Genomic DNA, 21,452 nt, shown 5'->3' with positions numbered 1-21,452 from the left:
GATGTCGGCGCGCGCGGGCGTGGCGGAACTGGTAGACGCGCTGGATTTAGGTTCCAGTGTCGCAAGACGTGGGGGTTCGAGCCCCTCCGCCCGCACCAGGACGTCTGCTGCGGTAGCGGTCCCCTCGGGACCCTCCGTCCCGTACCCGACATCTCGGCATCCCGGTCCGCGCGAGCACGACGCCGGCCCGGCCGGCGAACCCAGGTTTCTTTGAAGAGCGACGACGACGATGCAGGTGACCGAGATCAACGCCCAGGGGCTGAAGCGCGAGTTTCAGGTTCTGCTGGCCGCCCAGGAACTCGAGGAGCGCCTGACCAACGAGCTGTCCGGCATGAAGGACAAGGTGCAGCTCAAGGGCTTCCGCCCCGGCAAGGTGCCGGTCGCGCATCTGCGCAAGGTCTACGGCCGCTCCGTGATGGCCGAGGTGGTGCAGAACGCCGTCAACGAGGCCAATCGCCAGATCGTCGCCGACAACGGCCTCAAGCTCGCCCTGGAGCCGCAGGTCGAGTTCCCGAGCGATCAGGCCGAGGTCGAGAAGGCGCTCGACGCCAAGGGTGACCTCGCCTTCAAGGTCGCCCTCGAGGTGATGCCGAGCTTCGAACTCGCCGACCTCTCCGACGTCAGCCTGACCAAGCGCGTCGCCAAGCCTTCCGACGCGGAGGTGGACGAGGCCCTGGAGCGCATGGCCGGCCAGGGCCGCCCGTTCGCCGAGCGCGACGAGGGCGCGGAGGCCCAGAGCGGCGACCGCGTCACCATCGACTTCGTCGGCCGCATCGACGGCGAGGAGTTCCAGGGCGGCAAGGGCGAGGGCATCGATCTGGAGCTCGGCTCCGGCTCGTTCATCCCGGGCTTCGAGGACCAGCTCGTCGGCGCCAAGGTCGGCGACAAGCCGCTCGTGAAGGTCACCTTCCCCGAATCCTACGGGGCCGAGCACCTCGCCGGCAAGGACGCCGAGTTCGACGTGACGGTCACGAAGATCCAGGCTCCGGGCGAGGCCAAGGTGGACGACGAGTTCGCCAAGTCCATGGGCATGGAGTCGCTGGAGAAGCTCCGCGAGGCCGTGTCGGAGGCGATCGGCCGCGACTTCGAAGCCGCCACGCGCCGCCGCCTCAAGAAGGACCTCCTCGACGCCCTGGACGGCAAGTACGCCTTCGAGCTGCCTCCGTCCCTGGTGGCGCAGGAATTCGCCGCGGTGTGGGCCCAGGTCGAGCAGGACCTCAAGACGCGCGGCAAGACCTTCGAGGATGAGGACACCACCGAGGAGAAGGCCCAGGCCGAGTACCGGAAGATCGCGGAACGGCGCGTCCGTCTCGGTCTCGTGCTTGCGCAGGTCGGCGAGAGCGCCGATATCAAGGTCTCGGACGAGGAGGTGAACCAGGCCCTCATCGCCCGGGTCCGGCAGTTCCCGGGCCAGGAGCAGCAGGTCTGGGACTTCTACCGGAAGAATGCGCAGGCGCTCGCGGAACTCCGCGCGCCCCTGTTCGAGGAGAAGGTCGTTGACCACGTCCTCGGGCAGGTCAAACTCGTCGAGGAGCCTGTCTCGAAAGAGGCGCTTTTCGCAGACGAAGATGACGACGACACGACCGGCGAGAAGCCGGCAGACAAGGCCGAGGCCAAGACCGAGGCAAAGGCCGACTGAGTCCCGCCCTGTCCGAGCGACGGCGGGCAAGGGTTAGGCGATGGTTAAGCATCGCCGGTGTTCGCTGACATGCCCGGGGCTGCCCTGATTCGCGGCAGCCCCGGGCCTCACTCCTGGGCAGGACGAGATGAGAGATCCGATCGACGTCTACAACAATGCGCTCGTGCCGATGGTCGTCGAGCAATCGAGCCGCGGCGAGCGCGCCTTCGACATCTACTCCCGCCTGCTGCGCGAGCGCATCATCTTCCTCACCGGCCCCGTGGAGGATTACGGCGCGTCGCTGATCGTGGCGCAGCTGCTGTTCCTCGAGGCGGAGAACCCGAAGAAGGAAATTTCCTTCTACATCAACTCCCCCGGCGGCGTGGTCACCTCGGGCCTGTCGATCTACGACACGATGCAGTTCATCCGCTGCCCGGTGACGACGCTGTGCGTCGGCCAGGCCGCCTCCATGGGATCGCTGCTGCTCACCGCCGGCGAGCCCGGCCATCGCTTCGCCCTGCCGAACGCCCGGATCATGGTCCATCAGCCGTCGGGCGGCTTCCAGGGCCAGGCGACCGACATCCTGATCCATGCCCGCGAGATCGAGGCGCTGAAGCGGCGCCTGAACGAGATCTACGTGAAGCACACGGGTCGCGACTACGACACGATCCACACCGCCCTTGAGCGCGACAACTTCATGACCGCGGACGCGGCCAAGGAGTTCGGGCTCATCGACGAGGTGATTGAGAAGCGCCCCGAGCCGGCAGCCGCCTGATCGGATCCGCGACGCCTGACCGCCGCGGCGCGGCCTTGATCCCGCCGCGGCAGCGTGTTTGCATCCGAGATCGGGCCCTTCGGTCAAAGGCGCGCAGCACACTGTTTCTTTAAACGGGCCCCCTACATTCAAACGATGCGCGTCCGCCCCCTTGCCGGCTGCGGACGCGAGGAATCGGAGACCGATATGAGCAAGACTGGCGGCAACGACTCGAAGAGCACGCTGTATTGCTCGTTCTGCGGCAAGAGCCAGCACGAGGTCCGCAAGCTGATCGCTGGCCCGACCGTGTTCATCTGCGACGAGTGCGTCGAGCTGTGCATGGACATCATCCGCGAGGAGTCGAAATCCTCGCTGGTGAAGAGCCGCGACGGGGTGCCGACCCCGAAGGAGATCCGCCGCGTCCTCGACGACTACGTCATCGGCCAGGACTTCGCCAAGAAGGTCCTCTCGGTCGCCGTGCACAATCACTACAAGCGGCTCGCGCACGCGACGAAGCACAACGACGTCGAGCTGGCCAAGTCCAACATCATGCTGATCGGGCCGACCGGCTCGGGCAAGACGCTGCTCGCGCAGACGCTCGCCCGCATCCTCGACGTGCCGTTCACCATGGCGGATGCCACGACCCTCACCGAGGCCGGCTACGTCGGTGAGGACGTCGAGAACATCATCCTCAAGCTGCTCCAGGCCTCGGACTACAACGTCGAGCGGGCGCAGCGCGGCATCGTCTACATCGACGAGATCGACAAGATCTCCCGCAAATCCGACAACCCGTCGATCACCCGCGACGTGTCGGGCGAGGGCGTGCAGCAGGCGCTCCTGAAGATCATGGAGGGCACGGTCGCCTCCGTTCCGCCCCAGGGCGGCCGGAAGCACCCGCAGCAGGAATTCCTGCAGGTCGACACGACCAACATCCTGTTCATCTGCGGCGGCGCCTTCGCGGGGCTGGAGCGGATCATCTCCCAGCGCGGCAAGGGCACCTCGATCGGCTTCGGCGCGACCGTGCAGGCCCCGGACGACCGCCGCACCGGCGAGATCTTCCGCTCGGTCGAGCCGGAGGACCTCCTGAAGTTCGGCCTCATCCCCGAGTTCGTCGGCCGCCTGCCGGTCCTGGCGACGCTTGAGGATCTCGACGAGGCCGCGCTGAAGAAGATCCTGCAGGAGCCGAAGAACGCCCTGGTCAAGCAGTACCAGCGGCTCTTCGAGATGGAGAACGTCGATCTGACGTTCCAGGACGACGCGCTGTCGCTCGTCGCCCGCAAGGCGATCGAGCGCAAGACCGGCGCCCGCGGCCTGCGCTCCATCCTGGAGACGATCCTGCTCGACACGATGTACGACCTGCCGGGCCTCGAGTCTGTGGAGCAGGTCGTGATCGGTCCGGAGGTGGTCGAGGGCAAGTCGCGCCCGCTCTACATCCACGGCGACCGCAACAAGGAAGCGCCCGCCAGCGTCAGCGCGTAAGCGCTTGGTAGGGTTGTGTTAAGCGCCCGGCTCCGGCCGGGCGCGCTGCGGGGAACATCTTGAAAACGCTGCGCCCCGCAGCCACCTCAGGCTCAGCGCGGTGGCCGCACGCTCCTTCGAGGTCCGGTCCGCGTCACCAGCCGCAAAGTTTTCGAAATTCCGACCCTCGCGGCCCGGTCGGCCCCTGGCTGTAGGCGCGCTCCATGCTTGGAGGTGCCGAACCCGGGCGTCCCTGAGAGGAAGTCAGCATGTCACAGTCGAAATCGCGCCAGCCGGTGGTCCCGGGCACGACGGGCACCTACGCCGTCCTCCCCCTGCGCGACATCGTCGTCTTCCCGCACATGATCGTGCCCCTGTTCGTGGGGCGCGAGAAGTCGATCCGCGCCCTTGAGGAGGCGGTCCGCACCGACCGCCACATCCTGCTCGCCACCCAGATCAACGCGGGCGACGACGATCCGGCCACCGATGCTATCTACAAGATCGGCACCCTTGCCTCCGTCCTCCAGCTCCTGAAGCTGCCCGACGGCACCGTGAAGGTGCTGGTGGAAGGCGTCGGCCGCGCCAAGGTCACGGGCTTCACCCGCTCGGACGAGTACTACGAGGCCACCGCCGAGGCCCTGCACGACGAGCTCGGCGACCGCGTCGAGGCCGAGGCGCTCGCGCGCTCGGTGCTCTCGGAGTTCGAGAACTACGTCAAGTTGAATAAGAAGATCTCGCCCGAGGTCGTCTCTGCCGTGACCCAGATCGACGAGCCGTCCAAGCTCGCCGACACGATCGGCTCGCATCTGCTCGTCAAGATTTCCGACAAGCAGGGCATCCTGGAGACCCCCACGGTGGCGCAGCGCCTCGAGCGCGTGCTGTCGCTCATGGAGAGCGAGATCTCCGTGCTGCAGGTGGAGAAGCGCATCCGGACCCGCGTCAAGCGGCAGATGGAGAAGACCCAGCGCGAGTACTACCTGAACGAGCAGATGAAGGCGATCCAGAAGGAGCTGGGCGACTCCGAGGATGGCCGCGACGAGCTGGCCGAGCTGGAAGAGAAGATCGAGAAGACCAAGCTCTCCAAGGAGGCCCGCGACAAGGCGACGGCGGAGCTGAAGAAGCTGCGCCAGATGTCGCCGATGTCGGCCGAGGCGACCGTCGTGCGCAACTACCTCGACTGGATGCTCGGCATCCCGTGGGGCAAGCGCTCGAAGATCAAGAAGGACCTCCTCGGCGCCCAGGCGCTCCTCGACGAGGACCATTTCGGCCTCGACAAGGTCAAGGAGCGGATCGTCGAGTACCTCGCTGTGCAGCAGCGGGCGAACAAGCTCACCGGTCCGATCCTGTGCCTCGTCGGTCCCCCCGGCGTCGGCAAGACCTCACTCGGCAAGTCCATCGCCAAGGCGACGGGTCGCGAGTTCGTGCGCATGTCGCTCGGCGGCGTCCGTGACGAGGCCGAAATCCGCGGTCACCGCCGGACCTATATCGGCTCGATGCCCGGCAAGATCGTGCAGTCGATGCGCAAGGCCAAGACCTCGAACCCGCTCATCCTGCTCGACGAGATCGACAAGATGGGCATGGACTTCCGCGGCGATCCGTCGGCGGCGCTCCTCGAGGTGCTCGACCCTGAGCAGAACAGCACCTTCAACGACCACTACCTGGAGGTGGATTACGACCTCTCGAACGTGATGTTCGTGACCACGGCCAACACCCTCAACATCCCGGGCCCGCTCATGGACCGGATGGAGGTGATCCGCATCGCCGGATACACCGAGGAGGAGAAGGTCGAGATCGCGCGCAAGCACCTGATCCCGAACGCCCTGAAGAAGCACGGGCTGGGGACGCACGAGTGGTCGATCGACGATGACGGGCTGATGATGCTGGTCCGCCGCTACACGCGGGAGGCCGGCGTCCGGAACCTGGAGCGCGAGCTGTCCAACCTGATCCGCAAGGCGGTGAAGGAGATCCTGATCACCAAGACCAAGTCGGTCGCGGTGACGACGGAGACCCTTCCGGTCTTCCTCGGCCCGCCGAAGTTCCGCTACGGCGAGATCGACGCGGACGATCAGGTGGGTGTGGTCACGGGTCTGGCCTGGACCGAGGTCGGCGGCGAGTTGCTGACGATCGAGGGCGTCATGATGCCCGGCAAGGGCAAGATGACGGTCACCGGCAACCTGAAGGACGTGATGAAGGAGTCGATCTCGGCGGCAGCGAGCTACGTCCGCTCCCGGGCGATCGACTTCGGGATCGAGCCGCCGCTCTTCGAGCGTCGCGACATCCACGTCCACGTTCCGGAGGGGGCGACCCCGAAGGACGGTCCGTCGGCCGGCATCGCCATGGCCACCGCGATCATCTCGACGCTGACCGGGATCCCGGTGCGCCGCGACGTCGCGATGACCGGCGAGGTGACGCTCCGCGGTCGGGTCCTGCCGATCGGCGGCCTGAAGGAGAAGCTGCTCGCCGCGCTGCGCGGCGGCATCAAGACGGTGCTGATCCCCGAGGAGAACGCCAAGGACATCGCCGAGGTGCCCGACAGCGTGAAGAACGGGCTGGAGATCGTTCCGGTCTCGCGGATGGATCAGGTACTGGAGAAGGCGCTGGTCCGTCAGCCCGAGGCGATCGAGTGGGAAGAGCCGCTGCCGGTGGCCAAGCCTGCCCGGACCGAGGAAGACGGCGCCGCCTTCGTGGCCCACTGACGAAGACGTCCGAATGAGACGAGCCCCCGGAGCTTCGCACCGGGGGCTTTTTCATGCGCGGAGGCTTGGATGCGCGTCCTGCTGATCAACCCGAACACCAGCGCGCATGTCACCGACCTCGTCGCCGCCCATGTCCGTGCGCAACTCGGTGACCAAGCGGAACTGCGCGCCGTCACAGGCCGCTTCGGGGCGCGTTACATCGCGAGCCGGGCTGCCGCATCCATCGCCGGCCATGCGGCGCTCGACGCCCTCGCGGAGCACGGGGCTGAGTGCGACGCGGTGTATCTGGCCTGCTTCGGCGATCCGGGTCTTCTCGCCTTGCGGGAGCTGTCGCGGGTGCCGGTCATCGGCATGGCGGAAGCCGCCTGTCGCGAGGCCGCCGCGGCGGGCCGGTTCGGCATCGTCACCGGGGGCGCGGCCTGGGAGCCGATGCTGCGGGAATTCGTGGCGGCCCTCGGCCTGTCCGATGCTCTGGCGGCGCTCCACACGGTGGCTCCGAGCGGTGGCGCCATCGCCCGTGATCCGGACGCCGCCCTGGCGACCCTGGCCGAGGCCTGCCGCGCCTGCGCGGCGTCCGGCGCCGAGCGCGTCATTCTCGGGGGCGCCGGCCTCGCGGGACTGGCGCGGCGGATCGCGGCGCAGGTTTCCGTGCCGCTGATCTGCTCGGTCGAGGCGGGAACCCGTGCGGTTCTGGCAGCGGGTGCGACCGGGAAGGTCCGGTTCAGGCCAGAGCCCGTGGAGAGCGTTGGCTTGGCGCCGGCACTGGCGGCGCGGCTCGTCGATCCCTGACGCCGATCCGAAACGGAGCCCCTTGCACCGCACCGGCGCCATGCCGTAACGGTCGCCGGCCGGGCGGTTAGCTCAGTTGGTAGAGCGTCTCCTTTACACGGAGAGGGTCGGGGGTTCGAGTCCCTCACCGCCCACCAGAAACCTCCCTCTTTCGCGGAGCTGGCCGTTCCACCGGTCGCACGTCCTGCACGGGGGCCGTTCTGACGGCACCGCCACGCCACCGAGCCGGCAAAGCGCGCCAGGGGGCGAGTCGGCCTCGTTACGAGGTCCCGGAGGGGATCACGCGCCGTCCGGTGGCGCGTCGGTTTCGACGGCGTCTTCTGCGGCAGGACCGAGGGCCAATGCGCACCTTTCGATCCTGCGCATCTGTCCGCGCGCCACATGGCCCGGGGTGGAGCATCGATCTGTGGGCTGAGCGGCCGCGCCTCCGAACGTCAACGATTGCAATTGCTTGAGAGCCATGTGCCGGTCTGGCGTATCGAGGGCCGATCGGCGCACGTCGTGTGAATCGCGGCCTCGAGGCCGGCCTATGCTTCGGCCGATCGGGTCGCACCGCCAGGCGCGACCCGATCGGGCATCGCGAGGAGGCCTGCCGGGGCGGGCTCAGGCCGCCCGGACGGTGGTCAGGAAGCGTCGCACCTCGGCCGACAGATGTTCGGATTGTTGCGAGAGCTCGGACGCCGAGGTGAGGACGTGCGCGGCGGCTGCGCCCGTGTCTTCGGAGGCGCGGGCCACACCCGCAATGTTGCCGGTCACTTCGGCCGTGCCGCTCGAAGCCTGCGCCACGTTGCGCACGATCTCCTGTGTGGCGGCGCTCTGCTGCTCGACGGCCGCCGCGATGCTGGAGGCCACGTCGTTGATCTCGCGGATCCGCCCCGTGATCCCACCGATGGCCGAAACGGCCTGGTCGGTCACGCCCTGCACCTGCCCGATCCGCCGGCCGATCTCCTCGGTGGCCCGTGCTGTCTGATTGGCCAGCTCCTTCACCTCGGCCGCCACCACGGCGAAGCCGCGGCCTGACTCTCCCGCCCGGGCGGCCTCGATCGTCGCATTGAGGGCCAACAGGTTGGTCTGGCCGGCGATGTTCGAGATCATTCCCACCATCGCGCCGATCTGCTCGGCGGCCTGGCTGAGTTCCTGCACGAGGCGCGTGGTCTGGTCCGCCTCCGCCACCGCAGCCTGGGCGAGCCCGGCCGAGCCGGCCACCTGCCGGCCGATCTCCTGCACGGAGGTCCCCAATTCCTCGGCGGCTGCCGCCACGGTCCCGACATTGGCCGCCGCCTCCTCGGCCGCCGCGGCGACCGTGGTCGATTGCGCGGCCGTCTGGCTCGCATTGGCGGTCATCTGCTCCGCCGTGGACTGCAACTCCGTGGAGGACGAAGAGACCATGCTGACGATGCCGCCGACCGCCCGCTCGAAGCTGTCAGCCAGTTCGACCATCGTGCGCCGGCGCTCCGCCGCGGCGGCCGCATCGGCGATCTGCCGGAGTTCCGCTTCCTCGGCGGCTTTGCGGGCGACCATGGTCTTGATGTTGTCGACGGCGCGGCCGAGCGCGCCGATCTCGTCGCCCCGCTGGCTTTCGGGGATCTCCGCGTCGATCTCGCCGGCGGCCATGCGCTCCAGCACCGCCACCAAGCGGGTGATCGGGCGCTGGATGTTGAGCATCAGCAGGATCGCGGCCGTGAGCAGGCTCAGCAGCATGGCCGCACCCGCCAAGAGGCCGAAGCGCGTCGCCGCGCTGACCTGCTCGGTCGTGGTCTCCATGGCCTTGTCGGTGAAGCCGCGCGCGTTGGCCACGGCCTGATCGATCATACCCTCGGCCCGGGCGATCTGTTCCGTGATCGACCGTCGTGCCGCGTTCGCCGCGTCCGGATCGACCGCGCCGCCGCGCAGGTCCGTCCGTCCGGCGTCGGCATAGGTCCTCACGGCGGCGGCCAGATCCTGCAACGCCGTCCCGCTGTCACGCAGGATCTGCGGCTTCAACGCGATGGCGATCGGGCGCTCGAGGCCGCGTGACGCCTGCTCGGCTTCCTTGGCCGCGCGGGTGACGGCCGCGTCGGCCTCGGGAGCGGTCCGAGCCAGATCGACGGCCTTGAGGCTCAGCTGGATCCGGTTCAGGGCGACCTGCGCCTGCGAGATCCCGGTCAGGATCGTCTGCTCCCGGGCGACGGCGTCGGTCGCTTCCGCGATCCGACGATCGCTGTTCCATTGGTTGTAGATCACGCCAGCGGCGAACAAGGCCGTCACGGCGGACGACAAAATCAATTTGCGGCCGATTGTCAGGCGGGGCATGTGGATCGCCAGTATCCGAGATGATTGAGCTGGAATTGCGTGCTCAATCTTAAGCGTATCGGATAAAGAAAATCCTAATCGCGCGTTTTTTTCCTTGGTATCGTGATATTTGACTTGCGCGCGCAAGAGATTCCGGGCGCGTGCAGGGACAGGCTGCACGGCATCCGCGTGCCAGACGCATGCGAAGGCGAAAAGTTCCGGGTGGGCTGAGATTTATTGCGCTGGAAGCCGGGCGGTCAAAGCGACAGCGGCGGCGGCGGCGGGCTGCATCGAGGCGAACGGCGCGTCGTTGGATCGGAACATTCCAATCGCGGGCCGTGACCGGGCTATGTCCTGTGGACTGATCGGGATCTGCGCGGGGCAGCATCCTCAAGCACCCTCGCCACGCGCGGGGCCGCCGGACACGTCAGGCGCAGGCTTGCACCGCGCAGGCCGCGCGCACGACCGCAGCGGCCTGGAAATGATGGAGCATGTGGCCGGCGTTCGGCAGACGTTCGAACCGCGCGCCGGGGATCATCCCGGCCGCCCGCTGTCCGTGCAGGGTGGTGTTCACCACCAGGTCGGCGCTGCCGCCCAGGATGCGGACGGGCCGGTGCAACGACGGGTAGCCGAGGACGCTGCGGGTCAGCGCCGGCCAGAGCCAGCCAGCATCCTCCCCCTCGGCGGTGATCTGCGCCGGGCGCCCCGCGAGATCGAACGGGAAGTCCCGGGCGAAGCGCGGCGGCATCGCCTCGGGAAAGAACATCGTATCCCACAGGAGCGGCAGGAGCATCCGGTCGCTGCTCGCGGCCAGGAGGGCCGACAGAGCGTCGCCGCCGAACGGCAGCGCCCGCGGCCCGAACAGCACCTGCTCCAGCCGCGGCTCCGGGAAGCAGATCGGCGCCAGGGCCACGACGCCGGCGATCTCCTCCGGATGGAGCATCCCGTACGCCAGGGCGACGGCCCCGCCGAACGAGTGACCCAGGATCACCGGCCGCCGCAGGCCGAGGCGCTGCACGGCTTCCCGGATGCTCGCGGCCTGATCCCAGATGTCGGCGGCGGCGCCCCGCGGGCGTCGGCTGAAGCCGTGGCCCGGTCGGTCGACGGCGACCACGCGGAAACGCTCGGCCAGTGCCGGCACGGGGCCGAGCCAGACGTCCTCCAGGCACATCAGCGTGCCGTGGATCGCCACGAGATCCGGTCCGGAGCCGGTCTCCGCGTAGGCGATCGTCCGGTCCTGCGCCAAAGCGACGATCCGGCGCGGCACGATCCGGGGATCGGCCCCGGCTCCCTGCGCCGGCCGAGCGGCGCCGGGCAGAGCCTCCGTGCCAGCGGCCACTTACAGGCGCCGCCGGCGCCCGGACGATGGGCCGAGCACCGCGAAGGCCGTGACCGCGCCGACGCCGAGGAGACCGGCCGCGGCGGCGAGGGGGTGCAGGCTCGCACGGGTATAGGCGCTGGTCCGCATGACCGGGACGGGCGGGTCGCCCCGCGTCTCGCCGGCCGCCACCGGCGCATGCAGGGCGCCATCCGGATTGCGCGGCGCGTCCGTCCGCTTCTGCAGGGCGATGATCGCCGAGCTGAGGTGGTCGTAGGCCCCGGGTGCGAATTCCTTGCCGGCCACGAAGGCCTTGCCGGCCCCGCCCACGATGATGTCGCGCTGCGGGTGCACGGCCGCGTGCAGGATGGCGTTGGCGACCTCCTCCGGCGGGTAGATCGGAGGCGGCAGGCTCGGTTCGCGGTCCATGTAGTTGCGCGCCCGCTGGGGCAGGGGCGTGTCGATCGAGGCCGGCTTGATCAGCGTCACCGAGACCGGCGCCTTCTCGTCCATCAGCTCCATGCGCAGGGCATCGGTGAAGCCCTTCACGGCGTGTTTCGAGGCCGCGTACATGCCCTGGTAAGGGAAGGCGAGATCCGATGCGATGCTGCCGACGTTGATGAGGGCGCCACCGTGCTGCCGCAGGTGCTCGGTCGCCACCAGGGATCCGTAGACGGTGCCCCAGAAGTTGGTCTGGATCAGGCGCTCATGGTCTGCGTCGCTGATCTCGCGCAGCCGGCCGTAGATCGAGCCGCCCGCGACGTTCACCCAGGTGTCGAAACCGCCGAAGGTCGCCACGGCCCGGTCGGCGACCGCCTGCACGTCGGCCCGCCGGCCGACATCGGCCACGACGTCGATCGCCTTGCCGCCGACGCCCTCGATCTCGGCCCGGATGCGCGCCAGGGCGTCGCCGCTGCGCGCCGCCAGCACCACCCGGGCGCCGCGTTCGGCCGCCATACGGGCCGTGGCGAGGCCGATGCCCGACGAGGCGCCGGTGATCACGATCACCTGCGCGCGGAGCGGCTTATGCGTCATGCGGTATCCCCGATGCTGCCCGGCGCGGCCGCACGGAAGCGGCCACACGCTGTGCTATCGATCGGGGAGGCCGCATGTTCCGAGCGCGTCTGCGGGCGATCGGGTCGCAGGGACGTCGGGTCCTGCGCGCTCAGCGTCCGTAGATATCCTCGACGCGGATGATGTCGTCCTCGCCGGTATAGGAGCCGACCTGGACCTCGATCAGCTCCAGCGGGATCTTCCCCGGATTGGCCAGCCGGTGCATCGAGCCGATCGGCAGGTAGACCGCTTCGTTCTCGTGAACCAGCACCACCCGGTCGTCGATCGTCACCTCGGCGGTGCCGCGCACCACGACCCAGTGCTCCGCCCGGTGGTAGTGCTTCTGCAGCGACAGGCGCCCGCCCGGCACCACCTGGATCCGCTTCACCTGGAAGCGCTCGCCGATGTCGATCCGCTGGTACCAGCCCCAGGGCCGGTACATCCGCAGATGCGCGTCCGCCTCCGGCGCGCCCGAGGCCCGCAGGGCGTTGACCAGATCCTTCACCTGGCCCGAATGCGCCTTGGAGGCCACCAGCACCGCGTCGGGGGTGGAGACCACCACCACGTCCTCCAGCCCGACCACCGCGGTCAGGCCCTCGCCCTGGCTGTGCACGAGGCTGTTCTTCGTGCCGATCAGCGAGACCCGGCCCCGCACGGCATTGCCTTCCGCGTCGTGGTCCAGCACCTGCCAGACCGCGTCCCAGGTGCCGACATCCGACCACGAGAACGACACCGGCAGCACCCCGGCCCGGGCGGTCCGCTCCATCACCGCGTAGTCGATCGAGATCTTGGGCGCCCGGGCGAAGGCCGCCGCATCGAGGCGCACGAAGTCGAGGTCGGTCACCGCCGCCTCCAGCGCCGCCCGCGCGGCCGCCAGCACCTCGGGGACGAACGCCTCCAACTCGGCCAGCATCAGGTCGGCGCGGAACAGGAAGTAGCCCGAGTTCCACAGGGCGCCGTCCGTGATCAGCGCCTCGGCGCCGGCCCGGTCGGGCTTCTCGACGAAGCGGGCGACCCGGGCCGCGCCGGGCGCCTCGGCGATCGGCTCGCCCCGGCGGATGTAGCCGTAATCGGTGGCGGGCCGGTCCGGCTCGATGCCGAGCGTCATGGTGTAGCCGGCCTGGGCGCCGGCGGCCGCGCGCCGCACCGCGTCGACGAAGGCCTCCGTGTCGGGCACGACATGGTCGGCGGCCAGGATCAGCACCACGGCCTGCGGGTCGGCGGCGGCGGCATGCAGTGCGGCCACCGCCACGGCGGCGGCCGAGTCGCGGCCCTGCGGCTCCAGCAGGATGTCGGCGGCAAGACCCAGCTGGTCACGCTGCTCGGCGACGATGAAGCGGGCCTCCGCCGAGGCGATGACCGTGGGCCTGGCGAAGACGGACGCGTCCGACACCCGCGCCAGCGTCGCCTGGAAGGTCGAGCGCTCGGCATCCACCAGCCGGGCGAACTGTTTGGGCATGCTCTCCCGCGACGCCGGCCACAGCCGCGTCCCCGTCCCCCCGCACAGGATCATCGGGTGGATCTGGATCGAAGATCGGGACATGGCGGCGTCTCCCGAGAGGGCTCGGCGGGGGCGCGGCCGAGCCCGCCCCGCGCGGGTGCGATGGACTCTCGGCCGCCGATTTCCAGATCTGCCCTTACCGTCGGGGCGGAGACTGAACAACCTGCGCGCATTATCCGCGCCGGAACGGACTGGCTCCGTGCCGGGGGATGGTTATCTCTGAGCTGACATGAATGCGCCTGTCCCCACCCCCCCGGCCGACGATCCGGTGCCGTCCCCGCGCCGGATCCCCTCGGTGGAGCGCCTCGTCGGCGCCGCGTCGCCCGCGGAACTCGAGACCTACGGACGGACGGCCTTCACGGACGCCATCCGGACGGTTCTGGCGGGAATCCGGGCCGGGGGCGGCCCCGTCCCGGACGCGGCGGCGATCCGGGCCGAAGCGTCCGCGCGGCTCGCCGCCGAGCGCCGCCCGTCCCTGCGGCCGGTCTTCAACCTGACCGGGACGGTGCTCCACACCAATCTCGGTCGCGCCCTGCTGCCCCGCTCGGCCGCGGAGGCGGTGGCCGCCGTGATGGTGCAGGCGAGCAACCTCGAATTCGATCTGGCGACCGGCGCCCGCGGCGAGCGCGACGACCATGTCGAGGCGCTGATCTGCCGCCTGACCGGCGCCGAGGCCGCGGTGGTCGTCAACAACAACGCGGCGGCGGTCCTGCTGGTGCTGAACGCGCTCGCCATGCGCAAGGAGGTGGTGGTCTCCCGCGGCGAGCTCGTGGAGATCGGCGGCTCGTTCCGGGTGCCGGACGTGATGGTGCGGGCCGGCTGCCGCCTGCGCGAGGTCGGCACCACCAACCGCACCCACCTGCGCGACTACGCGGAGGCCCTCGGGCCCCGCACCGGCTTGGTGATGAAGGTGCATCCGAGCAACTACGCCATCGCGGGCTTCACCGCGGCGGCGGATCCCGTCGCCCTCCACGCCCTCTGCCGGGAGCGGGGCGTGCCGCTGGCGGACGACCTCGGCAGCGGCAGCCTCGTCGACCTCGCGGCCTACGGCCTGCCCCCCGAGCCCACGGTCCGGGCCGCCCTGGAGCGGGCGGATGTCGTGACCTTCAGCGGCGACAAGCTGCTCGGCGCGGTCCAGTGCGGCATCGTCGCCGGCCGGAAGGACCTGATCGCCCGCGTGCGCAAGAACCCCCTTAAGCGCGCCCTGCGCGTCGACAAGATGACCTACGCGGCCCTCGAAGCCGTGCTGCGGCTCTATCTGCATCCCGAGCGGCTGCGTGCGGAGCTGCCGACCCTGCGGCTCCTCACCCGCGAGCGGCACGCGATCGCCGCACAGGCCGAGCGCCTCGCCCCCGCGGTGGCGGAGCGGCTCGCCGGCCGGGCCACGGTCTCGGTCGCCGACTGCATCAGCCAGATCGGATCCGGCGCCCTGCCGGTGGAGACGCTCCCCAGCGCCGCCCTGGTCCTGACGCCGAACGCCCCGGGGGGACGGGGCGGCGGCGGGCGGTGCCGGCGGCTTGCCGAGGATCTGCGCCGGCTTCCGGTGCCGGTGATCGGCCGCATCAGCGACGAGGCCGTCCGCCTCGACCTCCGGACCCTGGAGGACGAGGCCGGCTTCCTCGCCGCCCTGGCGGCGCTGACGCGCGCCGAAGACGGGCGACGAACCACATAGGGTTGTTGAGAGAACGGATCACACGTCTGGATCTTGCGCGCCGGCATCCCGTGTTATGGTATAATGACGGACCTGCGGTCGCGGTCGAGAGTGGCGGTGCGTGGACCGCGATGGGCGAACGATATGGCGTATATTGCCGATACGGCTGAGGCGGAGCCGGAGACGGATCCGCTGCTTCTCGATAACCAGCTTTGCTACGCGCTCTATGCTGCCGCGCATCGAATGACCAAGTCGTACCGGCCCCTGCTCGAGCGGCTCGGACTGACATACCCGCAATATCTGGTCCTGCTGGTGCTGTGGGAGCAGGACGGCGTCACCGTGTCGGAGATCGGCCGGCGCCTGCGTCTGGATTCCGGCACGCTGACACCGGTGCTGAAGCGCCTGGAGAGCGCGGGCTTCCTGCTCCGGACCCGTCGCCAGTCCGACGAGCGCGAGGTCGAGATCGCCCTGACGCCCGAAGGCGCCGCTTTGCGCGCCGACGCGGTGTCCGTCCGCGAGAGCGTGATGTGCCAGCTCGAACTCAGCGAGCCGGAGATCCGCGCCCTCCGCAAGGATCTCAGCCTCGTCATCGAGCGGCTCAGCGTGAACGACTGAGGTGCCCTCGAAGCCGCGATGAGCCGCTTGCGCCGCGCCGGAGCGATCGGCCTCACCGCCGCAGGCGGTTGCCCAGGACGAAGCCGTAGAGCCCCATCAGGATGATGCCGACGCCGCCCTCGATGCCGACCAGCAGGTTGGTGACGCGGCCGGTGGGCTTGAGGCCGATCTCCGGCGGGTTGGCGGTCATCATGTTGAGCGCGCTGTAGCTCAGGAGATCGAGGGGATTGTAGGTCGGCCCCGCCTCCGGCCCCTCCAGGATGAACAGGCCGCCGGTGAGCCCGAAGAGGCCCGCGAACACCACGATCAGCAGGGCGAAGGCCCGGGCGATGCGCGACAGGCTCTCGCCGTAATCGCACAGCCACTCGACGAAGCGGTCCGCGGTCCAGCGATAGCCGTGGCGCAGGAAGCCGGCCCCGTCCCGGGCGCTCCAGGCGCCGCGGGCCTGCTGGCCGGCATGGAAGCGGCCCATCCGCCGGCCGCGCTTGTAGGCCCAGCTCGCCGCGTCGTGGCTTCCGATGCTCTTCCAGTTCTGCTCCAGCGCGAGGTAGCTCGCCTGGGCGGCCTCGTAGGCGCCGGCCACCTCCTCGCCCACCGCCCCGCCGAGCTGCTCCACGCTCATCCGCGTTCCGTTGAGCCAGGCGCCGGCGAAGCGGGCATGCCGCAGGCGGCAGGTGCCGAGGTTCAACCGTACGAGGTCGGTGTCCGAGAGATCCGCGCCCGAGAGATCGGCACCGTCGAGCTTCGCCCCGGTGAAATGCGCCCCCCGCAGCCGCGAGCCGGCGAGCGACGCCTTGGTCAGGCTCGCCTCGGCGAAATCCGCATGGGTCAGGTTGGCGTCGGCGAGCTTGGCCTCGTCGAGACGCGCCCCGCGGAAGACCGTGTCGTCCGCATCCGCCCCGGAGAAATCCGCCCCCCAGAGGTCGGCCTCGGCGAAATCGGTCCCGTCCAGGAGGGCGCCGGACAAGTCGGCGAAGCGCATCGCGGCGTGCCCGAAGCGGGCATCCTCCAGCATCGCCCCGGCGAACTTCACCTGACCGGCGACGATGCCGGTGAAGTCCGCCCCCGAGAGGTCGGCCTCGGACAGGTCGGCCTCCTCCAGGATCGCGCCGGTGAAGCGCGTCGAGCGTCCGACGGCGCCGGCGAGGCGTGCCCGGCGCAGGTTGGCGCCGGAGAGGTCGGCCTGCTCCATGCGGGCCCGGGACAGGTCCGCACCGGCCAGCCCCAGTCCGCCCGACTCGACGTCCGTGCCGATGCCGGCGTCCGGCTGTGCGGCGAGCGCGTCCGGCCCGGCGCTCAGCTGCGACAGGTCCGCGCCCGGCTCACGCAGGGGCGCCCCGCCGGCGATCCGGTCGAGGAGGGCGCGCAGCCGCGACTCCACCGGAGCGTCCGGTCGTGCATCGGGTGGGGTCGCTTGGTCCATGGTCGTTCCTTGCCGGAACGCGCGACCGGACGCCAGACACGCCGCTCACGGGCCCTGGGTCGCGGCCGCCACCCGCACGGCGATCGCCTTGGCGGCCGGCGTCTTGGACTGCTCGTCATGGTGCCAGAGCGGCAGCAGCACGTTCAGCTCCGGATAATACCCGGCGCAGTTGCCCTCCGGGATGTCGTAGGCCACCACGCGCAGGCCGCCGACGCGCCGCGGCACTTGGTCCTCGGCCTCGGTCTCCACGGCGACGGTGAGGCCGTCCCTCAGCCCCAGCCGGGCGATGTCCCGCCGGTTCATGAACAGCACGTCGCGGGTGCCCTTCACCCCGCGGAAGCGGTCGTCGTAGCCGTAGACCGTGGTGTTGAACTGATCGTTCGACCGCAGGGTGATCAGGTCGAGCACGTCCGGGCCGCGGGCGGGAAGGTCCGGATCGGCCTCGAGGCCCTCGGGGACCGCGAAATTCGCCTTCCCGGTCTCGGTCTCCCACTTGCGGTCGCGGGCGCCCAGCGGTTTTAGCAGGCCGCCGGGCTGGAACATCCGACCGTTCAGGTCGTGGAACACGCTCGGGTAGGTCGCTTCGATCGCGTCGCGCACCCGCGCGTAATCGGCGACCCAGGCATCCCAGTCGATGCGGGGATTCGGCGGCAGGGTCGCCTTGGCGATCTCCGCCACGATCCAGGGTTCGGCGCGCACATGCGGACCGACCGGATCGGCCACCCCCCGCGAGCCATGGAACTGCGCGGTGGAGCTCTCGATCGACACGGCCTGCGGCCCGCTCGCCTGCCGGTCGATCTCGATCCGGCCGAGGCACGGCAGGATGTAGGCGACGGCGCCGTTCACGAGGTGGGAGCGGTTGAGCTTGGTCGAGACCTGCACCGTGAGCCGTTGCCGGCGCCAGGCCGGCTCCATCCGGCCGGTATCGGGGATCGCCCGCAGGAAGTTGCCGCCGAGCCCGATGAACGCCTTCACGCGTCCATCGAGGAGCCCCTCGCAGGTCTCCACCGTGTTGAGCCCCTTCTCCCGCGGCGGCTCGAAGTCGTAGAGTTCCTTCAGCCGGTCGAGCGGTGCCAGTTCGGGCTTCTCGGTGATGCCGACGGTGCGCTGGCCCTGCACGTTCGAGTGGCCCCGCACCGGGCAGATCCCGGCGCCGGGCTTTCCGATGTTGCCGCGCAGAAGCAGCAGGTTGACGAGCATCCGGACGGTCTCGGTGCCCTTGCGGTGCTGGGTCAGGCCCATCCCGTAGATGCCGATCACCGCCTTCGCGCGGGCGTAGACGCCGGCGGCCGCCTCCAGCGCCGTCCGGGTCAGGCCGGAGCGCCGCTCCAGGGCGGCCCAATCCTGCCCGTCGCAGAAGCGGACGAAGGCCTCGAAGCCGTGGGTGTGCTCGGTGATGAAGGCGCGATCGAGGACCCCCGGCCGGCCGGCGGCGTCCGCCGCCCGGTCGAGGGCGAGCAGCGCCTTGCACAGGCCGGTGAGCGCCGCGAGATCCCCGCCGGCTTTCACTTGGTGATACTGCGTCGAAATCTTGGTGGAGGAGCGCGTCAGCATCTCCACCGGCGATTGCGGGTCGGTGAAGCGCTCCAGCCCGCGTTCCCGGAGGGGGTTGAAGGTGATGATCTGCGCGCCCCGGCGCCGCGCCTCCTGGAGCGGGTGCAGCATCCGCGGCGAATTCGACCCGACATTCTGGCCGAAGAAGAAGATCAGATCGGTGGTCTCGAAGTCCTCCAGCAGCACCGTGCCCACCGGGGCGCCGATCGATTGCGGCAGCGCCACCGAGGTCGGCTCGTGGCACATGTTGGAGGAATCCGGCAGGTTGTTGTTGCCATAGAGCCGGGCGAGCAGCGCCCACATGTAGCTGGTCTCGAGGGAGGCCCGTCCCGAGGCGTAGAACACCACCGATTTCGGGTCCTGCGCGCGCAGGTCCTTCAGCTCCCGGCCGATCTCCGCGAGGGCCTCCGCCCAGGCGACGGGCCGGTAGCGGTCCGTCTCCGGATCGTACCGCATCGGATGGGTGAGGCGTCCCTGCTCTTCGAGGGCGTAGTCGCTCCAGCCGAGGAGTTCGGTCACCGTGTGTTCGGCGAAGAAGTCCGGGGTCGCCCGCCGCCGCGTCTGCTCCCAGGCGGTCGCCTTGGCGCCGTTCTCGCAATACTCGAAGGCGAGGGGCTTGGCGGGCTTCGCCCAGGCGCAGGACGTGCACATGTAGCCGTCCGGCTTGTTCTGCTTCAGCAGCATCGCCGAGCCGGTGATCGGCACGCCCTCACGGGTCAGGATCTCGACGAGGGAGCGGGCCGAGCCCCAGCCGCCCGCCGGGCCGTCATAGGGCTCGATCCGGACGTCGTCGGTCTTCTGATCGGCCATGCCGTCCTCCCATCCGGCGCATCGATCACCGGACGAAGGGAACGCACGAGGGAGCGAATGGGATCACGGGCGCGTCACCGCGTTCTTGGACGGCTTTCCTTGCCGATGGCGCGGATCTAACGTCGACGTGCGGACCGACCGCCGGAGGAGGAAACCATGGCCAGCGTCGACGTCGAGATGGTGAAGTGTGCGTGCCAGGATTGCGTCTGCGTGATTCCGGTCTCCAAGGCCGTGTCGCGGGACGGCAAGGCCTATTGCTGCGACGACTGCGCGGACGGCCACAAGAATCACGCCGGCTGCGAGCACGCCGGCTGCGCCTGCCACGGCTAGGGCCGCTCGCAATCGCGCTGCTACGGTCTGGAGAAGGCATCTTTGGTCGAGACAGCCGTGACGCGCCCTCTCTCCCGTGCGGGAGAGGGTTGGGGTGAGGGATCAGGTCTTTCCGGAAAGCTCTCGCCCCTCATCCTGTCCTCCTCCCGCACGGGAGAGGGGATTCGCGCCTCGCTCGGCGCGGGCTCGGCTGTCGTCACTGCGCCGACCTGATCGGCAGCGGCTCTGCGTCCGTGCCCGACCTCGCGGTCAGGAGACCGCCGCGAGCTTGTCGGCCATCGACTGGTGCTTGTCGCGGCGCGTCGAGAAGATCAGCGTGAAGAAGGTCCGCTGGACGCCGAGTTCGGCGAGCTTCGCCTCGCATCGCTCGGCCAGCGCGCAGATCTCCGACAGCTCGCCCTCGATGTTCGTGCCGTTGGGATGCATCGTGGCGGTGAGCCCGCTCGCCTCGATGATGTCCTTGATCGCCCGGACGTAGGGCGAGACCGACGGGCCGACGCCCATCGGCACGATGCAGAGGTCGGCCGAAACTTTCATGGTGCCTGCCTGATCCGGGGGAAGCGGCCCCGCACGGTTCTGCGACCGGACGCGGGGCGGGCCGGCAGGCTATCGCCGGCCGCATCGACTTTCCAGGGCGCTGCCGAGCCGGCCGTCACGCCTCGCCGGTTTCGAGCGCGGCGGCGCGCACGGAAGGCAGGCACGGATTGGCATTGTCGGTGCGCCACGCGAGCCACAGCTCCGGCCCGGTCGTGGCGGGCAGGGCGATCGGCCGGAGCCGGATATCGGCCATGCTGTTGCCCCGGGCACTGCCCGGCACCAGCGCGACGCCGATGCCCGCGCCGACGAGGGCCAGCATCGCGTGGACCTGATTCACCCGCTGCACGATCCGCGGCTGCACGCCCCCGGCCTCGAACAGCCTGTCGAGGAGGTCGATGAAGTAGCGGCCACCCCGGGGCGACCACGTCACGAAGGCCTCGCCGTCGAGATCCCGCAGGGTCGGGGTGCGGGCGGTCGCCAGGCGGTGTCCGCGCGGGACCGCGAGCAGCAGCCGTTCCCGTGCGAGCGGCGCCGTCGCGATCGCGGATTTCGGATCCTGCAGGACCGGACTTGGCCGCAGGATCGCGAGATCGGTGCGGTTCTCGCCCAGGGCCAGGATCTGCTCGTCCGAGACCATTTCCTCCAGCACGAGGTCGACCTCGGGCAGCGTCCGGCGGACATGGGCGACGACCTGGGGCAGCGTCCGGTAGGCCGAGGCGGCGGTGAAGCTGAGGCGCAGCACCCCACTCTCGCCCCGGTCGGCACGCTGCGTGATGCGCGCGGCGTTCTCGGCCGCCGCCAGCACCCGGTGGGCCTCCGCCAGGAAGGTCCGGCCCGCCGGGGTCAGGCGCACCGCCCGGGTGGTCCGCTCGAGCAGCGTCACGCCCAGCGTCTGCTCCAGCATCTGGATCTGCCGCGACAGGGGCGACTGGGTCAGGTTCAGCCGTGCCGCGGCCCGGCCGAAATGCATCTCCTCGGCGACGGCGATGAAGCTGCGGGCGTGGCCGAGATCGAACATTGATGCAGGATCCGGGATAATCCAGCCAAAATCAACGTTGGACGCATCGAAGGCCT

The 21,452-nt window shown here is 69.8% G+C and carries 16 protein-coding genes and 2 tRNA genes; 10 read left to right on the top strand and 8 right to left on the bottom strand.

What is annotated here, in order from left to right; all coding sequences use genetic code 11:
- The first annotated feature begins 13 nt into the window (after positions 1-13).
- The 7 genes from ABC766_RS13195 (at position 14) to ABC766_RS13165 (ending at position 7,452) form a co-directional block, all read left to right on the top strand.
- Positions 14-98, top strand: a tRNA-Leu gene (locus ABC766_RS13195).
- A 131-nt stretch (positions 99-229) separates the two neighbouring features.
- Positions 230-1,639, top strand: coding sequence for a trigger factor (tig, locus tag ABC766_RS13190; protein ID WP_043347496.1), 1,410 nt, complete (start codon positions 230-232; stop codon positions 1,637-1,639).
- Between the two features lie 127 nt (positions 1,640-1,766).
- Positions 1,767-2,393, top strand: coding sequence for an ATP-dependent Clp protease proteolytic subunit (locus ABC766_RS13185; RefSeq protein ID WP_012322036.1), 627 nt, complete (start codon positions 1,767-1,769; stop codon positions 2,391-2,393).
- A gap of 186 nt (positions 2,394-2,579) precedes the next feature.
- Positions 2,580-3,851 (top strand): ATP-dependent Clp protease ATP-binding subunit ClpX, encoded by a 1,272-nt coding sequence (clpX, locus tag ABC766_RS13180; protein ID WP_043385521.1) that lies wholly within the window; start codon positions 2,580-2,582, stop codon positions 3,849-3,851.
- 248 nt (positions 3,852-4,099) lie between these two features.
- Positions 4,100-6,526 carry an endopeptidase La gene (gene lon, locus ABC766_RS13175; RefSeq protein ID WP_043357208.1) on the top strand — a complete coding sequence of 809 codons (2,427 nt, stop codon included), beginning with the start codon at positions 4,100-4,102 and terminating at the stop codon, positions 6,524-6,526.
- Positions 6,527-6,595: 69 nt separating this feature from the next.
- Positions 6,596-7,315, top strand: coding sequence for an aspartate/glutamate racemase family protein (locus tag ABC766_RS13170; protein WP_342141404.1), 720 nt, complete (start codon positions 6,596-6,598; stop codon positions 7,313-7,315).
- Between the two features lie 61 nt (positions 7,316-7,376).
- Positions 7,377-7,452, top strand: a tRNA-Val gene (locus ABC766_RS13165).
- A 466-nt stretch (positions 7,453-7,918) separates the two neighbouring features.
- Here ABC766_RS13165 and ABC766_RS13160 read toward each other — a convergent pair.
- The 4 genes from ABC766_RS13160 to ABC766_RS13145 all read right to left on the bottom strand — a co-directional run bounded on the left by ABC766_RS13160 (position 7,919) and on the right by ABC766_RS13145 (position 13,500).
- Positions 7,919-9,607: a methyl-accepting chemotaxis protein gene (locus tag ABC766_RS13160; protein ID WP_345822440.1), complete on the bottom strand. Its 1,689-nt coding sequence runs from the start codon at positions 9,605-9,607 to the stop codon at positions 7,919-7,921.
- Between the two features lie 406 nt (positions 9,608-10,013).
- Positions 10,014-10,925 (bottom strand): alpha/beta hydrolase, encoded by a 912-nt coding sequence (locus ABC766_RS13155; protein ID WP_345822439.1) that lies wholly within the window; start codon positions 10,923-10,925, stop codon positions 10,014-10,016.
- Entirely contained in the window at positions 10,926-11,939 is a 1,014-nt protein-coding gene (locus ABC766_RS13150; RefSeq protein WP_182591232.1) for an SDR family oxidoreductase, read from the bottom strand. It lies immediately after the preceding gene.
- Positions 11,940-12,069: 130 nt separating this feature from the next.
- Positions 12,070-13,500 carry a mannose-1-phosphate guanylyltransferase/mannose-6-phosphate isomerase gene (locus ABC766_RS13145; RefSeq protein WP_182591231.1) on the bottom strand — a complete coding sequence of 477 codons (1,431 nt, stop codon included), beginning with the start codon at positions 13,498-13,500 and terminating at the stop codon, positions 12,070-12,072.
- A 187-nt stretch (positions 13,501-13,687) separates the two neighbouring features.
- Here ABC766_RS13145 and selA point away from each other — a divergent pair, with 187 nt between their 5' ends.
- A complete protein-coding gene (selA, locus tag ABC766_RS13140) occupies positions 13,688-15,130 on the top strand; it encodes an L-seryl-tRNA(Sec) selenium transferase (RefSeq protein WP_345822438.1) in 1,443 nt (480 codons plus the stop codon).
- 123 nt (positions 15,131-15,253) lie between these two features.
- Complete coding sequence (locus ABC766_RS13135; RefSeq protein WP_342141409.1) at positions 15,254-15,724, top strand: MarR family transcriptional regulator; 471 nt, start codon at positions 15,254-15,256, stop codon at positions 15,722-15,724.
- Between the two features lie 52 nt (positions 15,725-15,776).
- Here the strand turns inward: ABC766_RS13135 and ABC766_RS13130 are convergent, their stop codons facing one another.
- Together ABC766_RS13130 and ABC766_RS13125 are read right to left on the bottom strand one after the other, a co-directional pair.
- Positions 15,777-17,147 (bottom strand): pentapeptide repeat-containing protein, encoded by a 1,371-nt coding sequence (locus tag ABC766_RS13130; RefSeq protein ID WP_345822437.1) that lies wholly within the window; start codon positions 17,145-17,147, stop codon positions 15,777-15,779.
- A 45-nt stretch (positions 17,148-17,192) separates the two neighbouring features.
- Positions 17,193-19,511, bottom strand: a complete 2,319-nt coding sequence (locus ABC766_RS13125; RefSeq protein ID WP_043357026.1) for an FdhF/YdeP family oxidoreductase — start codon at positions 19,509-19,511, stop codon at positions 17,193-17,195.
- A gap of 156 nt (positions 19,512-19,667) precedes the next feature.
- Between ABC766_RS13125 and ABC766_RS13120 the strand changes: the two genes are divergently transcribed.
- Positions 19,668-19,841: a metallothionein gene (locus tag ABC766_RS13120; protein ID WP_043357024.1), complete on the top strand. Its 174-nt coding sequence runs from the start codon at positions 19,668-19,670 to the stop codon at positions 19,839-19,841.
- 249 nt (positions 19,842-20,090) lie between these two features.
- Here ABC766_RS13120 and ABC766_RS13115 read toward each other — a convergent pair whose 3' ends face one another.
- Together ABC766_RS13115 and ABC766_RS13110 are read right to left on the bottom strand one after the other, a co-directional pair.
- Positions 20,091-20,378, bottom strand: a complete 288-nt coding sequence (locus ABC766_RS13115) for an MTH1187 family thiamine-binding protein (protein ID WP_287090606.1) — start codon at positions 20,376-20,378, stop codon at positions 20,091-20,093.
- A 115-nt stretch (positions 20,379-20,493) separates the two neighbouring features.
- Entirely contained in the window at positions 20,494-21,396 is a 903-nt protein-coding gene (locus tag ABC766_RS13110; protein ID WP_043357021.1) for a LysR substrate-binding domain-containing protein, read from the bottom strand.
- Positions 21,397-21,452: the final 56 nt, after the last annotated feature.

The organism is Methylobacterium fujisawaense (assembly GCF_039619325.1).
Lineage (GTDB): Bacteria > Pseudomonadota > Alphaproteobacteria > Rhizobiales > Beijerinckiaceae > Methylobacterium > Methylobacterium fujisawaense.
The sequence above is the reverse complement of the archived record's forward strand: the minus strand, read 5'-3'. Positions and strand labels throughout refer to the sequence as shown.

What these genes read in the sequence shown, in the direction of transcription:
- ABC766_RS13150 (WP_182591232.1), bottom strand. Translation starts at nt 11,939, where the DNA reads ATGACGCATAAGCCGCTCCGCGCGCAGGTGATCGTGATCACCGGCGCC.
- ABC766_RS13120 (WP_043357024.1), top strand. Translation starts at nt 19,668, where the DNA reads ATGGCCAGCGTCGACGTCGAGATGGTGAAGTGTGCGTGCCAGGATTGC.
- ABC766_RS13135 (WP_342141409.1), top strand. Translation starts at nt 15,254, where the DNA reads ATGGCGTATATTGCCGATACGGCTGAGGCGGAGCCGGAGACGGATCCG.
- ABC766_RS13130 (WP_345822437.1), bottom strand. Translation starts at nt 17,147, where the DNA reads ATGGACCAAGCGACCCCACCCGATGCACGACCGGACGCTCCGGTGGAG.
- selA (WP_345822438.1), top strand. Translation starts at nt 13,688, where the DNA reads ATGAATGCGCCTGTCCCCACCCCCCCGGCCGACGATCCGGTGCCGTCC.
- lon (WP_043357208.1), top strand. Translation starts at nt 4,100, where the DNA reads ATGTCACAGTCGAAATCGCGCCAGCCGGTGGTCCCGGGCACGACGGGC.
- ABC766_RS13145 (WP_182591231.1), bottom strand. Translation starts at nt 13,500, where the DNA reads ATGTCCCGATCTTCGATCCAGATCCACCCGATGATCCTGTGCGGGGGG.
- clpX (WP_043385521.1), top strand. Translation starts at nt 2,580, where the DNA reads ATGAGCAAGACTGGCGGCAACGACTCGAAGAGCACGCTGTATTGCTCG.
- tig (WP_043347496.1), top strand. Translation starts at nt 230, where the DNA reads ATGCAGGTGACCGAGATCAACGCCCAGGGGCTGAAGCGCGAGTTTCAG.
- ABC766_RS13160 (WP_345822440.1), bottom strand. Translation starts at nt 9,607, where the DNA reads ATGCCCCGCCTGACAATCGGCCGCAAATTGATTTTGTCGTCCGCCGTG.
- ABC766_RS13110 (WP_043357021.1), bottom strand. Translation starts at nt 21,396, where the DNA reads ATGTTCGATCTCGGCCACGCCCGCAGCTTCATCGCCGTCGCCGAGGAG.
- ABC766_RS13115 (WP_287090606.1), bottom strand. Translation starts at nt 20,378, where the DNA reads ATGAAAGTTTCGGCCGACCTCTGCATCGTGCCGATGGGCGTCGGCCCG.
- ABC766_RS13125 (WP_043357026.1), bottom strand. Translation starts at nt 19,511, where the DNA reads ATGGCCGATCAGAAGACCGACGACGTCCGGATCGAGCCCTATGACGGC.
- ABC766_RS13170 (WP_342141404.1), top strand. Translation starts at nt 6,596, where the DNA reads ATGCGCGTCCTGCTGATCAACCCGAACACCAGCGCGCATGTCACCGAC.
- ABC766_RS13185 (WP_012322036.1), top strand. Translation starts at nt 1,767, where the DNA reads ATGAGAGATCCGATCGACGTCTACAACAATGCGCTCGTGCCGATGGTC.